The sequence below is a fragment of the Chryseosolibacter histidinae genome, from assembly GCF_018598225.1.
Taxonomy (GTDB): domain Bacteria; phylum Bacteroidota; class Bacteroidia; order Cytophagales; family Cyclobacteriaceae; genus Chryseosolibacter; species Chryseosolibacter histidini.
Window position 1 is genome coordinate 1 of the sequence record NZ_JAHESF010000054.1, and the last position, 15,729, is coordinate 15,729.

The 15,729-nt window shown below is 52.4% G+C and carries 12 protein-coding genes; 2 read left to right on the forward strand and 10 right to left on the reverse strand.

Going from position 1 to position 15,729, the window contains the following annotated elements; all coding sequences use genetic code 11:
* Positions 1 to 90: 90 nt before the first annotated feature.
* The 5 genes from KK083_RS29140 to KK083_RS29160 form a co-directional block, all read right to left on the reverse strand.
* On the reverse strand, positions 91 to 1,269 hold the full coding sequence (locus KK083_RS29140) for a pyridoxal phosphate-dependent aminotransferase (protein ID WP_254169681.1): 1,179 nt from the start codon (positions 1,267 to 1,269) through the stop codon (positions 91 to 93).
* Positions 1,270 to 1,433: 164 nt separating this feature from the next.
* Positions 1,434 to 1,988: a hypothetical protein gene (locus KK083_RS29145; RefSeq protein ID WP_254169682.1), complete on the reverse strand. Its 555-nt coding sequence runs from the start codon at positions 1,986 to 1,988 to the stop codon at positions 1,434 to 1,436.
* Positions 1,989 to 2,000: 12 nt separating this feature from the next.
* Positions 2,001 to 3,488 (reverse strand): SusD/RagB family nutrient-binding outer membrane lipoprotein, encoded by a 1,488-nt coding sequence (locus KK083_RS29150; protein WP_254169683.1) that lies wholly within the window; start codon positions 3,486 to 3,488, stop codon positions 2,001 to 2,003.
* A 22-nt stretch (positions 3,489 to 3,510) separates the two neighbouring features.
* On the reverse strand, positions 3,511 to 6,672 hold the full coding sequence (locus KK083_RS29155) for a SusC/RagA family TonB-linked outer membrane protein (RefSeq protein WP_254169684.1): 3,162 nt from the start codon (positions 6,670 to 6,672) through the stop codon (positions 3,511 to 3,513).
* A 729-nt stretch (positions 6,673 to 7,401) separates the two neighbouring features.
* Positions 7,402 to 8,451, reverse strand: a complete 1,050-nt coding sequence (locus KK083_RS29160) for a DUF4407 domain-containing protein (protein ID WP_254169685.1) — start codon at positions 8,449 to 8,451, stop codon at positions 7,402 to 7,404.
* A gap of 209 nt (positions 8,452 to 8,660) precedes the next feature.
* On the opposite strand from KK083_RS29160, the gene KK083_RS29165 reads away from it, so the two are divergent.
* A complete protein-coding gene (locus tag KK083_RS29165) occupies positions 8,661 to 9,860 on the forward strand; it encodes a S8 family serine peptidase (protein WP_254169686.1) in 1,200 nt (399 codons plus the stop codon).
* An 82-nt stretch (positions 9,861 to 9,942) separates the two neighbouring features.
* Here KK083_RS29165 and KK083_RS29170 read toward each other — a convergent pair whose 3' ends face one another.
* The 4 genes from KK083_RS29170 to KK083_RS29185 form a co-directional block, all read right to left on the reverse strand.
* Positions 9,943 to 11,619: a hypothetical protein gene (locus KK083_RS29170; RefSeq protein ID WP_254169687.1), complete on the reverse strand. Its 1,677-nt coding sequence runs from the start codon at positions 11,617 to 11,619 to the stop codon at positions 9,943 to 9,945.
* A gap of 250 nt (positions 11,620 to 11,869) precedes the next feature.
* Positions 11,870 to 12,055 (reverse strand): hypothetical protein, encoded by a 186-nt coding sequence (locus KK083_RS29175; protein WP_254169688.1) that lies wholly within the window; start codon positions 12,053 to 12,055, stop codon positions 11,870 to 11,872.
* 136 nt (positions 12,056 to 12,191) lie between these two features.
* Complete coding sequence (locus tag KK083_RS29180) at positions 12,192 to 12,446, reverse strand: hypothetical protein (protein ID WP_254169689.1); 255 nt, start codon at positions 12,444 to 12,446, stop codon at positions 12,192 to 12,194.
* 327 nt (positions 12,447 to 12,773) lie between these two features.
* Positions 12,774 to 13,022: a helix-turn-helix domain-containing protein gene (locus tag KK083_RS29185; protein ID WP_254169690.1), complete on the reverse strand. Its 249-nt coding sequence runs from the start codon at positions 13,020 to 13,022 to the stop codon at positions 12,774 to 12,776.
* 553 nt (positions 13,023 to 13,575) lie between these two features.
* On the opposite strand from KK083_RS29185, the gene KK083_RS29190 reads away from it, so the two are divergent.
* Positions 13,576 to 15,237, forward strand: a complete 1,662-nt coding sequence (locus KK083_RS29190) for a glutamine--tRNA ligase/YqeY domain fusion protein (RefSeq protein ID WP_254169691.1) — start codon at positions 13,576 to 13,578, stop codon at positions 15,235 to 15,237.
* Positions 15,238 to 15,273: 36 nt separating this feature from the next.
* Here KK083_RS29190 and KK083_RS29195 read toward each other — a convergent pair whose 3' ends face one another.
* Positions 15,274 to 15,591 (reverse strand): hypothetical protein, encoded by a 318-nt coding sequence (locus KK083_RS29195; RefSeq protein WP_254169692.1) that lies wholly within the window; start codon positions 15,589 to 15,591, stop codon positions 15,274 to 15,276.
* Between the last annotated feature and the right edge of the window lie 138 nt (positions 15,592 to 15,729).

Here is a 15,729-nt window from a genome sequence, read left to right on the forward strand (position 1 = left end):
TTCTGGCGCACTCCGGCGTTGCCGTCGGTTGGGGTGGGACGACTTCCATCGCCGGAAGTGGACCGTCGACTGTGGACCGTGGACCACTCATCAACTCAAGATCGAATTCATTGATTTGACAAAAAGTTTCAGCTCGTCCATGGTGCCCATGCTTACGCGGCCGTAAGGTTTGCCGGCGATCTCGTACCCGCGGATGCCGACACCTTTCTCGAGCATTTTGCCCAGCAGGTCCTTCACCGGCATCTGTATGGGGAAGAGAATAAAATTGGTCTGCGACGGAATGGGGTTCATGCCCGCCTTTTTCAGTTCCGCAAAAACATAGTCGCGGCCCTCTTTGTTATGCTGCCGCGTATACTCCTGGAACTCGGTATCTTTCAGGCTGGCCATGGCGCCTTCCAGCGAAGTAACGGAGATGCCCATTTCAGTGCGCACCAGTTTCTGGATCGCTTTGACACGGTCTGGCTTCGCCACCATATAGCCGATGCGCAGCCCTGCCATGCCGTGGATCTTGGAGAACGTACGACAGACGATCACGTCGTATCCTTCGCTGATCAGGCTTGTGGCCGACTGGTTACCGGGGTTCTCCATCAGCTCGAGGTACGCCTCATCAATGAATACGGGTACCTTCGAGCTCACCTTTTTACAGAAGGTTTTGATCGACTCGATCGGAGTAGGAGTGCCAGTGGGGTTATTGGGGTTACAGATATAGATGAGTTTGGTATCGGCGTCGATGGCTTTCTCCATGGCGTCGAGGTCATGCGCATAGTCTGACCGTAACGGGATGTTCTTCCAGGTTGCGCCGATAGCCTGCGCCGTCTTCACCAGCGACAGGTATGACGGATCCGCTGAGATCACGTTACCACCTTTCATGCATAACGCAAAGGCAGTCTTCTCCAGGATGTCTGTCGATCCGGCTGAGAGCAGTATGTGCTCTGCCGTAACACCTTCTTTCTCCACCAGCGCGTCGACCATTTTTTTGGAGCTGCTGTACACGTAGCGGTTGCCCTTGGCCGCACTTTCCGCTATGGCCGCGACTGCTTTTTTAGAGGGACCCCACGGATTTTCGTTGGCCAGCAGCCTGGCTTTCATATTCTCGCGATCCTGCATCATCACATGGTAGTTCTCAAAAAGCAGGTTATTGTATACGGGTGTCATGCCAAAGGCGGGTTTGGCAAAAAGGTCCGGAACCATGGCGATGCCTGTCATTACACCGCCTGCGGCCAACGCGCTTTGCTTGAGCCATGATCTTCTGTTGGTAATTGTGTTCATAGGTGGATGGTAGATTTTAAATTTTAGATATCAGATTTGAGTATTGAGATTTGAGATATGAGACGGAAGAGTCGATGGTCCATAGTCCATGGACGGCGGGACGTAATTATCACACTGCCCGGCCATGGACCATCGACTATGGACTATGGACTTTTTGTAAGTTTTCATGACGCTGCTTTGGAGAAGACCACCTGCGAGTACCGGGCAAAGGACTGGCCCTTATACTCACCTGTCCACGTCACGCCTATGGTAATGCTTCTTGCCGGCGGCGATGTGGCGATCGCTTGAACATCGGTAACGCCGAGGGCTTCCCACGTTGTGGAGAGGGTCACTTTTCCATCGCTGCCGGAAGTCAGCTCAACGGTACCGGTACCGTCACGTTTCGAAAAAATGATCTTCAATCCCGCCACTGGAATTGAGTCGATGCCTACGGTATGATCGAGGATGCCACTTTTATCCAGCTCATATACTGTGAGCGACAACACCACGGGATTGGTATAGTTAGCTGCCGTGACAGTCTTGGTAACGGAAGGCACAGCGGTTAAACCTCCGCTCGCCAGGTAGCCCGTCACCTCGTCAAAGTCAAGAAGCACCGGTGCCTCCACACGGTCTACGAAGGGATCTTCTTCGTTGCAGGCAGAAAGCGTTACCACAGCTGCGAAGAAGAAACCGAGGAACACTGTTCCAGGTATATTCATTTTTATTTTTAATGATCTCATTGGTTCGATGTTTTAGTTTTCAACCCACCATAGTTTGGCCTGCGCATTGTTGGTTCCGCCGATCAGCTCGACACCTTTGGCATACTCCGTGGCGTTCAGCGATTGCTCGGAAGTAGGGTAAGGAAGCCGGGTGGGCAGCACAGCATTGTTCACGAAAACAGCACGGGTATCTTTCGCCGGCAATACCGGAAGGCCTGTGCGCCGGTATTCGGTCCACGCTTCGATGCCCTGGCCATACAGCGCGATGTACTTTTGATCGAAGACCAGCGCGCGGGTAACAGGCCCCAGGTTGGTGATGTATGACGCCGGCAGGGTGGCACCATGCTGGGCGAACGAGGCGGTGATGCCATTCTGGAAAAAGGTCTGGGCCGAGCCCGTGGCAGCGTCACCATCCAGCACCGCTTCGGCCAGAATGAACTGAAGCTCCGAATAGGTCATGATCACGCTGGGCGCACTGGCCGCGAGAAAAGCCGTACCGATCTTGCTGGTCGAGTTCAGGTAAGTGGTCGCTACGGCATCAGGCAGTCCGTTGGGAATACCCACATAGGCGCCTGACGACAAAGGCTGCGCGAAGACAGCTACACGTGTATCGCTCAGGGCGTTGAGCTTATCGATCAACGTCTTGCCTACATTCCAGTCGGTGCGGCCACCCTGCACCATGGTCTCATGCCATTCGTTGTTGCTGGGACGGTTGGCGGTGTGCACCACCCGTGCGTTGTCAGCGTTGCTGGTGAAGACCGGGTACGTTGCGGGATCGTTCAGGATCTCGTTGATGATCTGCCGTGACTCAGCGGGCTTCTTCGCTGCCTGACGGTTGGCCAGGCGCAGCCGCAGGGAATTGGCGAACTTTTTCCATTTCAGGATATCGCCACCATAAAGGATATCTGCGCCGGCAACAATGGGCGCGCCCCCGCTGGCCACCACCTGCAATTTTTCATTGGCCGTTTTTAGATCGGCCAGCAAACCTGCGTACACGGCCTCCTGCGTATCATACGAAGGTGTATAGATGGGTTCCTGCGCGGTTCCCTTCAGCGCCTGCGAATACGGTATGGGACCATACAGGTCTGTGAGCACGGAAAATACCAGGCTGCGCAACACGAGGCCAATACCCTCATAGTTGCTGTGTGGTGTTTTGCCGCCCGGCGCGGAAAGTTCTACCATGCGCTGTGCATTCAGCAGCGCGTCGTTGTAAAGCGCCTTCCAGTTGTTGTTGTACATGGAAGGCTGAATGGTGTAGTCATCACCTTCGTTGCTGTAGATGTTACGGCCCAGGTAGCCCATCCAGCACATCGGCCCGTCGATGTTCAGGCGCTCGTAGCGGATGTTGCTTCCCCAGATGCGGTCAGCAGCGCGCTCGATGGTGGTGGTGAGCAACGTAGACGCCTGTGCCGCGTTCGGGTAATTGGGGCTGGTGTTCTTCTCTTCAAAGTTGTCTGTGCACGCGGCAGACACCATCAAACATGCCAGCAGGAGGTATATCTTCAGTTTCAGCTTTTTCATGGTCTGTTACTGTTTATCTGTCTTAAAAAGTGAGGTTCACATTAAAGCCCATGCTTCGGGTGGTGGGCAGTTCACCGTAGCCGAACCCGTACGAGTTTCCACCCAGTCGGTCGAACTCGGGGTCAACGTGCGGAACGTTGGTCAGCAGCAACGCCAGGTTCCTGCCCACGGCAGAGATCTTGGCCGACTTGATAAAGAAGCCTTTCAGCAGCGACTCGGGGAGCTGGTAACCCAGGGAGACTTCGCGCAGGCGCACATAGCTCATATCGAAAATGGAAGCTTCGTGATACGTGCGCGCATTGTTGTAGGCGTACAACTGGCGGGCCGGCACGATCACATTGTTGGGCACATACTGCGGGCTTTCTGCCGAACCGATGTTCATGGTACCGGTGCCGATGATGCCTTCTTCACGGCCTACCGCTGTTTCTTCGTACTGGCCCGTCCACCGCGCAATGCCGATGCCTTCGTTGTAGGCCTTCCCTCCCGCACGTACATCGATGAGTGCTGAGAGGCTGATCCCTTTAAAGCTGATGGTGTTCTGCACGCCACCGGTCCAGTCGGGTTGGATGTTACCCAGTACCCTGGCCGTTGTAGACACAACGGGGAGCCCGTCTTTGTACAGGACGCTGCCATCGGGCGCATGCTCGAACCCGATGCCGAACAACGCGCCATAGGGCTGCCCCACCATCGCCAGTGATGCCAGGCTGTTCCGGGAGTTCAGCGTATACGTTGTCAGGCCTTCCGCGAGCGCCACAACTTTGTTCCTGTTGCGGGCAAAGTTGACGCTCACATCCCAGGAGATTCCGCCGGGCCGCTTCACAGGTGTTGTGTTCAGCACCACCTCCATACCTTTGTTGGTCACTTCGCCGGCGTTGAGCAAACGGGTATTGTATCCGCTGGCCTTGGAGATCTCCACCGCCAGGATCTGGTCTTTGGTAGACTGATCATAATAAGTAAAATCGATGCCCAGGCGGTCGTTGAGAAAACGCGCCTCGAAGCCCAGCTCGATGCCGGTGGTCATTTCAGGTTTCAGCGTGGGATTGGCGATCTCCAGTCCTTCGTACAACTCGGGCGTGGCGCCGTTCCATGCAGACGCGTAGTAGAACAATTGCTCGAGCCGGTAGGGGTCGGTGTCGTTGCCCACCTGCGCCCAGCTTGCCCGCACCTTGCCGAATGAAAGCACCGGTGTGCCTATTGGCAGAAGCTCCGTTAAAATGACGCTCGTGGTCACGGAAGGATAAAAGTACGACCAGTTGGAAGCGGGCAATGTGCTCGACCAGTCATTGCGCGCGGTAACATCAACGAACACCGCATCGCGATAGCCGAGCGAGGCCGATCCGAACACGCTTTGCGACTCCTTCTCTTCAATGGCGCTCGCCAGCGTATTCAGGCTGGGGATGGAGTTAGCCAGGTTGTAAATACCATCGTTCACCAGCTGATTCACCTGGGCGAAGTCGCGCTTGTAATAGTTTGTGCGCAGCAACCCTCCTGCCATCATGTTCAGCTTCAGCGCGCGCGTCAGCTCCTTGTTGAAGGTGACGATCACATCGGTGTTGGTCTCCTGGTTGCGCAGTACTTCTTCCGAGTACTGGCCATACAACTGGGTGCCTGCGCGGATCCGCTCGTAGTTGATCACATTGATGCGGGTGTCCGTCCACACGTCGGTACCGGACCGCAGCATCACGCTCAAGGAAGGAAGCACCTGGTAGTTCAGCGCAACGTTCCCGACGATCCTGTCTTTCTCGTTGGAATAGGGAAGCTTGTCTTGGGTGAAGAATGGATTCGTGAAAAACGTATGCTGCCAGTTCGGGGCATCGCCATCGCCGGCACGCAGAATGTGCACGCTCCTGTAATCGTCATAGTGCTTCAGCTTTTCCCAATCGGTCTGGCGATGAGACCAGATGAACTGCTGGCCATCCTGGTAGCTGCGATTGTCCGATCCCGATTTGATATACTCGGCCGAGATGGTGGCGTTGAACTTATCCGTAAAATCATGAACGGCATTGAGCTTGAAATTATTCCGCCAGTAGTCGTTGTTGTACATGATGCCGTCCTGCTTCAGTCGCCCTACGGAAAGGCGGAAGCTTCCTTTGTCGTGCGCCCCTGCAACGGCCACGTTATTGGTAACGGTTTTGCCGGTTTCCCAATAATCGTCCCAGTTATCGGGCGCAGGTGTGAGAGGGGCCACTTCAGTGCCCGTCCACCAATGGCGCACGAGGCGTCCATCCATGGGGGCGCCCCAGCTTTCATCCGTTCCATCCGTACCGGTCAAAGGTGCAGCATTGCCATAGGCATCGCGATACTGCTGGATCTCCAGCACATCGGTGATGTTGGCGCTGCGCCCGTTGGTATACCAGGTGCGGTAGCCGTTACCGCCGCCGTAAATATCCTGAAAGTCGGGCTTCACGGCGGGCCGCTCGAACATCACGTTGGAATTCACTTCAACACTGATACCCTTGACACCTGAACCGTTCTTGGTGGTGATGAGGATCACACCGTTCTGTCCGCGTGAGCCGTAGAGGGCTGTGGCACTGGGACCCTTCAGCACTGAAATGCTGGCCACGTTATCGGGGTTGATCTCAGACATACCTCCGCCAAACTGTTTCCCCGCATTCTGAGATTGTTCCATCGGCACACCATCGATCACAAATAAAGGTTGATTAACACCGCTTACAGAAGATTGTCCACGGATCTGGATATTCGACCCGCTGCCAGGCCCTGCGTTGGGACTGATCCTGACACCCGCAATTTTTCCTGACAGTCCGTTGACGAGGTTGGCAGACCTTGCTTCGGCCAGCTGTTCACCCTTCACATCTTGTAAAGCATATCCGAGCGACTGCCGGCTCTTTTCGATGCCCAACGCGGTGATCACCACCTCCGAAAGCTGCCTGAAGTCTTCCGCCAGGCTGATGTTAAGCTCGGATTGATTGCCGATCTCAACCTCCTGTGTACCAAAACCGATGAATGAAAAAACCAGCAATCCTCCGGAAGCGGGAGTGGCCAGCGCAAACTTACCATCCGAGTCGGTGGTAGTACCGTTGTTCGTGCCCTTGAGCATCACGCTTACACCCGGAAGTACGGTGCCGTCTGCGGAACTCACTACAGTGCCTTTGACCTGCCGGTCTTGCGCAAAGGCAAAAACAGGTGTGGCCAACGTTAAAAACGTTAGTAGAAATCTTCTCATAAGCAAATGTTAGGGTTAACTGTAACCGAATTTAAAGAATTAAATTCTGTAATACCGAATCGAACAGAATGTTATACCGAATGCAAACGTTTTTACAAACTTTTATTCTACAACCTAACAATCGTTTGAATTCTAATGGAAATCGGTTGAAGGCATGAATTGAAAAAATTCACACTAATTTTCCAGATAGTGGTATGTTTTTTAACCAAAAAATCACGAAATGATAAATTTCATGAGATGAAAGGGTAAGATTTAATGGTGATCCAGCCTTTTTTAGCTCCGTCATTCATAGAACTCGTCCACCAGAACGCAGTAGTGATAAAAGAACGACGTGTGCGTTTGTTTTCATTGCTGGCATTTGATCTATTCCTATAGACAGAACACTCCTACCGGAGTGGAATGCATTTCAGCTCCGGATGGAGCTCCCTGTTTATAGAATGGAATATTGGTTCATAATGGCTCCATAGGAGCCTCCTGTGGGCACCTCATTGGGAGTTGGGGCATGCGGGTTGGCTGTGCGGAGCGAGGAATTTCTTTGTAGCTACCCGTCTTCGAAGGGAAGTATACAACCCTTCGAGGGTTATGCAAGTGCAGCAAACTTATGGAGTGGTGCCTCTTGAAAAGCCCTGGAAGGGTTGTTCGAGCGGAAGGTGTTATTCGATCGGGAAGCCTTGTTCGAAAGTTCGAAGGGGAAATGCTGTGGACTGTCGACAGTGGACCGTGGACTCCTCAAGACTTCAACGACGCATCGAGGCGCTCGGAGATAAAGCTCCGCTCATGCTGCGGAAGCGGTGAAGATCTTTCTTTGACCGCGGCGTTGGTGGCTGCCATGGACTCGATCTCCTGGGCTGCGAAATTGTGCTCTTCGATCTTCAGCACATTGTCGTACGGGCCTTTGGGCGAGATGAGCTTTACAAACACGGGCGCGGTCTCTATGGAGATGAACAACAGGATCACGAACCAGTTTGCCCACCAGATGGCGCTGCTCTGCTCCGTCAACCGGCTGAGCGCTTCCATGCGTGCCGCGGGGCCGTTGAGCCTGGTCTTCTCCTGCGACGAGAGCTCGCGGTTCATCGTGGCTTCGCTATCGGCAATGCCTTTTTCGATGGCCTGGATGCGCGCCTCGTTCTGCAGCACAAACTCGCGCAGCTCTGCTTCAGCTTTGTCGGCATCGGCTTTCTTCGCCCTGTAGATGGGTCCGAGGTTCCTGCGCCGGCTGCCGCCCGTTCCATCGGCTTCTTCCTGTGCAATGCGTACAAGCTCGTCACGTTTGGCGATCCGGGTAGCGATGGCATCACGCAACAGGGTCCGTTCTTGCTTCAGGCTGTCCTGCTGCGGAACATAGCGGGCCCTGAGCTGTGCTTCCTGCCGCGCATACGCCTCCTGCTCCATGATGATCAGCTCGGGACCGATCTCCTTTTCAAAGATCTTCAGCTCCAGCGGCTTGGCGATCACGACAGAGATGATCACGGCCAGCAGGATCCGCGGAGAAGCGGTACCGAGCTCACGGCTGAGCTTTCCTTCCTTGCGCATGCTGCAGACAATGTAACGATCAAGGTTAAAGATCATCAGTCCCCACAACAGTCCGAACAGGGAGGCGATCCATACATTGTCGAATACTGTATAGAGGGCATATCCGCCGGCGAGCGCTGCAAACACACCTGTAAAAAATATGGTGGCCCCCATGCCTGCATACTTGCTGGTTTCGGTGGGGCATTTGCTGATCAGCACAGAGTCTACCCCCGAGCAGAGCAGGAAGAAGGATGTGATTTTTTTCATTTGAAGTTAAACGGCAAGGGATGGCGGTTATTGCTGGACGTGACATGCAATATCATGCCAGAACAAATGGCGCTGTTCCCACGGCATGGTATTATTCTGTCAGGCAAAAGCTGTGCAGTATTGAACACCGGCATGTTCACTTTTTGGTAAACCGGCTATGAACTTTATAAAGGCTGAAAGATGTTTGAATGCGTCTGACGAACAGTAACATGTCCACTGTCCTTAATACACCTGCGCGCGCTATTCCGATGCTGAACAAAACACTGAGACTTTCAGTCTTTATCACCTTACTGGCCTTCTTTGCCTGCGGTGACGATGACAATGGTTCCAATCCCAAAACGAAGGCCGATCTCTGCGTCATGGCAAAGTCTGCGAATTCCGGTAAACCCATCGATGGAACCTACATCGTTGCTTTTGCCAATGACCAGGCTCCCGGTGGAAGAAGCGCACGGGCGGCGGCACGCGTACTGGCCAGCCATCGCCTTGCGGAAGACAAGATCGTTGGAGAAGCTAACGGCGAGCTGCTGCATTACATCATGAAGCTTTCTGCCGATGAAGCGCTTGAACTCAAACGCGATCCGTCGGTTATGCTGGTAGAACAAGACAGGGTGATCTCCATCTGCGCCTGCTTCACTGTGATAGCGCCCCGCCTCGTTACCTGGAATGTAGACAAGGTTGGCTATGGCGATGGCACCGGAAAAACAGCATGGATCATGGATACCGGCATTGACTTCGACCATCCCGATCTCACGGTAGACCAGTCCAGAAGCCGCGCTTTCGTTGACGGTGAAACATCGGCAGACGATGACAACGGACACGGCACCCACGTAGCAGGCATCATTGGCGCCAAAAACAATACGATCGGAACACTCGGTGTCGCTTCCGGCGCCACGCTTGTAGCGCTGAAGATCCTGGACGACCACGGAGACGGCCGCCTCTCCACCGCCCTGAAAGCTTTAACCTATGTGCGCTCCAACGCCAAGGCTGGTGACGTGGTGAACATCAGCATGGGACTGGAAGAAGTTTCGGAGATCCTGGAAACAGAGATCCGCGGTGTGGCAAACAAGGGGATCTTCGTGGCCATCGCTGCCGGCAACCGGTCTACCACCGCCAGCTCTTTTTCACCCGGACGTACCAATGGAAAGAATATCTATACTGTCACTGCTGTAGACAGCCTCAACCATTTCGCAAGCTTCTCCAACTATGGTAACGACGCTGTGGATTTTGCCGCGCCCGGCGTTCGTATTGTATCGACCTACAGGAACGGCCAGTATGCGATCCTGAGCGGAACCTCCATGGCAACACCTCACGTAGCCGGACTACTGTTGATCAACAACGGCGTGGTAAACTCAGATGGTGTTGCTGAAGATGATCCGGATGGGGTAGCCGATCCACTAGCCCACAAGTAAAAGGAGTAAGTAGTAAGAATTAAGGAGTAAGGAGGGCTGCCGCGCGTAAGCCCACTTACTACTTACTCCTTACTACTTACTTCTATTTTTTAAGCGCTTTGATCGATTTTCGGAGCGCGCTCACCATGCTCCGGCCGATCTCTACGTCGTTGATGGCAAACTGGATCGTGCTGGCGTAAGGCTGGATCTTTCCGTCTTTGTAGTATTTGATGATCTTGCCTTTGAATTCAGTTTCGGCGGTTACATATAACCATTTGCCTTTGATCTCTACCTCAACGCTCAGGGGATTGAGGTCCGAAAGGTTGAACTCATACACTTCTTCGGCGCCCGAACCTTTGCTGTTGATCTCTTTGCGGGTATACTTCAGCTTGTTGTTGTTTCCGGCTTCCACCGGCTCCAGGGCCTGGTTTACGGTGATCTCGTCAAGGCTCACGTTCTTTACATTGGCCCTGATCCAGGGGTTGGCATCGGCGCCGAAAGGTTCCTTGAACGACGCAGTGCATTTCTCCACGGCTTTATCGATGGCAAACTTGAGCCTCCGGGCACGTTCCACGTCGGGCACATACAATTTCACTTCGTTGTCGTAGCCGTTGAATTTTTCGTCGCGGGTATGCATGACGAGCTTTTTATTATCGTTCACGGCAAGGTCAACGTACATCCTGTCGCCGGCCACATCGATCTTCGAGGCAACGGCATTGATATCCACCCAGCTGAATTTGAACACATTCTTCTCGGTGGTCTTCGGGTCTTTCTCTACCTGCGTGAAGGTGCAGACGCACTGCGGATCGAGCTCCTGGGCGATTTGTTTGTTGCCAACGCTCACCTCTGCGGTCAGTGTTTTGATCCGCTGCAGCGCATCCTTGTCAGAAGAAACGGTGCCCATATCCGCTTTTACTTTTTCAACGGCCAGGGGCGCTGCCAGGGCAAGCACCGTTTTCAGGTCACGTGCCTCGTCTACGCTGTTGGTATTGATGGTGATCTCGTTCACGTACGGCTTTACTTCACCATTTTTGCGAAGGCTGATGTACCGCGCTTTCTGCAACGTCTCGAAGCTGATGGCGAACTTGTTGCCGGTGATCTTGTAGGCAATGGAATTTACATTCACATCGGCCAGGTTGAAAGTATAGACCTCCTCGGTCGACGATTTCTGATCAGCCTCTACCTGTGTAAAACGCATGCTGCCCACCTTATCAGCCTTGGCCAGCGATTGCTTGAACGACCGCGTGCCAAGATCAACGTTCTTCACGTTGGTGCTGAGCCAGCCGACCATCGCATCGTAACCGGATATTTTTAAACGGCCGGCCATTACTTTTTCTGCGGGCGCGATCGCTTTTTTTACAATGTCGCTGATGGCCCGGGCATTTTCGATGTCTTTGGCGACGATGGCAGCCTGCTCATCGTATGCCTGTACTACTTCATTCTTGTAGAACTTCACAAGTTTCTGCTTGTTGCGCACGGCCATCACCACCTGGATAATGTCTTTCTGCGTCTGCTCACGCACGGCATAGGGGTCGATGTCTGACAGGTTGAACTCATAGGCATAGTTGGTACGATTGCCCTTCTGGTCTACCTCATCATAGCTGTAGCGGACCACCGCAGGTTGTATAAAGGTGATCTTCGGTGTGTAGCTCTTAGACGAGGCTTCTACCGGCACTACGGTTTCCTGAAGTTTGGCTACCATCGCCGCCAGGTCCTGTGCTGACGATCCGGCGGACGCCAGGAGTAAAATGCTGAACGTTAAGCAGTAAATTTTCTTCATGGTGATTGTGAAAGGTATGGTTAGTTGCGTTGTTGCGAAGATAACAAGGAGTCGGGTATGAGGGAGGAGTAAGGAGTAAGAATTAAGATGGGCGGTCAGTTCGATGACACGCCGTGCTGCGTCAAAGAAGACCTGTTATTCGTAGAATGGGTGATTAAAACTTAGCCAGGGAATGAAATGGATACTTCGATCAAGGCTGTGCAGTATGAATACGACTCCTTACTACTTACTCCTTAATTCTTACTCCTTTTCAATTCAAATTAATGTGCTTAAAGTTGCGGGCAAGATTTGCCATCAACTGCGGATCGATGCGTACCATTCTGGCCTGGAGGATCACCAGCTTGGATTCCAGCAGCTGGATCCTTTTGCTGAGGTCAACTATGAATTTACGCTGCTCGGGCGTTAAGCCATCCAGATTCATCCTATTCGCTTGCATGGTCCAAAGATAATCCGGACACCAGGGGCGTACTTGTTGTAAGCGCACGATTCCTTACATACATGATATAATCCGGCAAGGCATCGGGGTCTCCTGCCGGTGCTCAATCCTGAGCCAGAAATTGGCAATTCTCACCCTAGGATGATGTTTCCGGGAGCTCATCGGTGAGCAGAAGATCGCCTTTATTCAACGCTTCATACCTCATAATCTTACTACCCCGGTAGCTGGTCACATGAACATCCTTCGGATAGCCGTTTGCCTGCTTCACTTCTTCGAGCAACCCGTCTACTTCACCTGGCGACACGAGAATATAAAGTGGTCTTTCGCCGTGATGTTCCGCCTGATATTGATCGAGGCTGTTCTCTACTTTCTGCAATATGTGAGCATCCATAAGTGATAGCTTTCCAGCAGACAGGGCAAAAAATCGTTCCTGTATCAGCACGGCGGCACTGGTACCCTCTTCGGCATCATAACTATGCGGAAATAGCTACCCACTGTTACTAAATTCTTACAATCTGGAAACTATTTGTGAACAATTGCACCCGCCCTGGCTACCTATGAGGCCCTCGTAACAGCCTGACGTTACCGGCACAAGATCCGCTGCCTGCTGAATGTTGACGGTCGTTTAGGATTGCGTGGAGTGTGAAGTAGATAAATTCCGGAAGCGCTGCCTTTTTTATAGGATTGCATTCATCCTGAAAATCCTAAAAAATCTTGGTCACTTTTTAGATTCCTTGTGAAGGGCGCAAAAAAATTCTTCAACGGTAAGTTTATGGATGGTCAGTAATCTGCAAAGGCTTTTAATGGTAAGATTTGTTTTTCCTTTTTCTATACGCCAGTATTGAACCCGGGGAATCTCATAGTCATATGCGAAGTCTTCGTGGCTGCTGTATCCCTTCTGCTTTCGTAGATCAGTCAACTTGATGCCAATACGCTCTAACGTACTTTTTAGCGCTTCTTCTTTCACGATCTCAATTTTAAATCTCTCTTTTTCATCTAGCCAAATTGTTGACAATTAAAGCGAAATGTTACTCCGTATAATAGCACATCTTATAAGATAAAGGATTTCATACGTCCAATCTTATGTCTTGAACACGAGCATAGGCTCCGGGTGAAATTTCATAATTTTACCCCTGTTCAGAATTTTGTCGGCCAAAGATTTACCGACTCGCCCGGCGAACTTTGCTTCAACGGCTCCTTAACTTTCGCCCTTCGCCAGGTGTTTTATTTCTTACCTTAAAAGTCTACTACATCATTTAAAATTTTGGGCCAACGGTACGTGCCCGGAGCGCGTGCAGAAATTTTTTCTACAAAGGATTAAAAACATCCACAACCCTGTTATAAACACTTGCCATAAAGCAAAGGCCGGTGGCCGGAACCGAACAAATATTCCGTGCGGTTATAGCGTAAACGATAGCGCTATGCCCTGTACCGCCGGCGCAAACGAACCTGCTCCCCTGCTGAAATTTTTTCATTCCATGTCCAAAACCGTTTACCTTTACGGTTTTTACACTGAAGTCATGAGCGACGAAAAGAGTTTAAACTTCCTGGAAGAAATTGTTGACAGCGATCTGAAGGCGGGCAAGTACAAGCAGATCATTACGCGGTTCCCCCCGGAGCCCAACGGATACCTGCACATGGGCCACGCCAAAAGCATCTGTCTCAACTTTGGGCTTGCCCTAAAGTACGGTGGCTACACCAACCTGCGCTTCGATGATACGAACCCTGTTACGGAAGACACCGAATACGTGGAGAGTATCAAGAACGACGTACAGTGGCTGGGTTTTCAATGGAAGCACGAGCTCTATGCCTCCGATTATTTCGCCCAGCTCTATGGCTTCGGGATCAAGCTGATCGAAAAAGGGCTGGCCTATGTTGACGACAGTACCAGCGAGGAGATCGCCGCACAAAAAGGCACCCCTACCCAGCCGGGTACCGACAGCCCCTACCGCAACCGCAGCAAAGAGGAGAACCTGAAGCTGTTCCAGGAAATGAAAGAGGGTAAATACCCCGATGGTGCCAAGGTGCTGCGTGCCCGCATCGATATGGGACACATCAATATGCACATGCGCGACCCGATCCTCTACCGGATCAAACACGCCCATCATCACCGCACGGGTGATACATGGTGCATTTATCCCATGTACGACTTCGCGCACGGCCAGAGCGATGCCATTGAACAGATCACCCATAGCATCTGCACACTCGAATTCATTCCTCACCGCGAGCTCTATGACTGGTTCATCGCGAAGCTGGAGCTGTACCCTTCGCACCAGTATGAGTTTGCCCGCCTGAACATGACCTATACGGTGATGAGCAAGCGCAAGCTGCTGCAACTGGTGAATGAAAAGTACGTTGCCGGCTGGGACGACCCGCGCATGCCTACCCTCAGTGGAGTGCGCAGACGGGGATACACACCTGAAAGCATCCGCGAGTTTTGCGACAAGATCGGCGTTGCCAAAAGAGAGAATCTGATCGATGTGGGCCTGCTGGAATTCTGTGTGCGCGAGCATCTCAACAAGATCTCGCTGAGAAGAATGGTAGTGTTCGATCCGCTGAAGGTCATCATCACCAACTATCCTGAAGGCAAAGGCGAAATGCTGGCCGGTGAGAACAACCCCGAAGATCCGAATGCCACCACACGTGACGTTCCTTTCAGCAGGGAGATCTACATCGAGCAGGAAGACTTCATGGAAGTGGCGCCTAAGAAATTTTTCCGCCTCGCGCCAGGCCAGATGGTAAGGCTCAAGAACGCCTATATCATCCGCTGCGAAAGTGTTGTCAAAGACAGTGCAGGCAAGATCCAGGCGCTGCATTGCACCTATATACCGGAAAGCCGCAGTGGCTCCGATACTTCAGGCATCAACGTGAAGGGTACGCTGCATTGGGTAAGCGTGCAACATGCCGTACCGGTAGAAACAAGGTTATACGACCGCCTGTTCAAAGTAGAAGACCTCGGTGATGCCGAAGGGGATTTCAAAAGCTATCTCAACCCCGACTCGCTGCAGGTGGTGCAGGCTTATGCAGAGCCGGCCTTGCTGGAAGCCACCACCGCAGAACGTTACCAGTTCTTACGGAAAGGTTACTTCTGCCTTGACCCCGACAGCACCCATACAAAGCTGGTATTCAACCGTACGGTGACGCTCCGGGATATGTGGGCTAAAGAAGCGAAGAAGGACTGATCCGCGCTAAGATCGATTTGCTTTCAGACACTACGCTCAGGCTACCATCTGCGGTTGCCTGGTGAACGATGCCGGATAATAAGACACGTTGGATGTGACGATCACCGGGATGCGGTGCAAGTACAACAGCTTCTTGATCTTGCTTTCCCATTCCTTCACCTTGAACCTGAACGTGATCCTTCCGGGTTTTTGAGGATTTTTCTCCACAGGGCCATGATCCAGTGATGCTTCGAGGATCTCGTTGTAGATGCTGGCGCGGGTGCTCAATAAGTACAGCCCCCAGAGCTTGATCTCAATAATTTCATCCTGCATATCTGCTTTCAGACTAACAGGTGCTTCTGTAAAATACTGCATAACTTAAAAGGGATTTGGTTTGATGATTTTGGTCATCCAAAAACCATACCCGCTTCAGAAGGTACGAGGTACGAAGTACGACGTACGTAGTGCCCTGATCGTAGACAGTGCGAAGCACAAACCGTACCTCGTATTTCG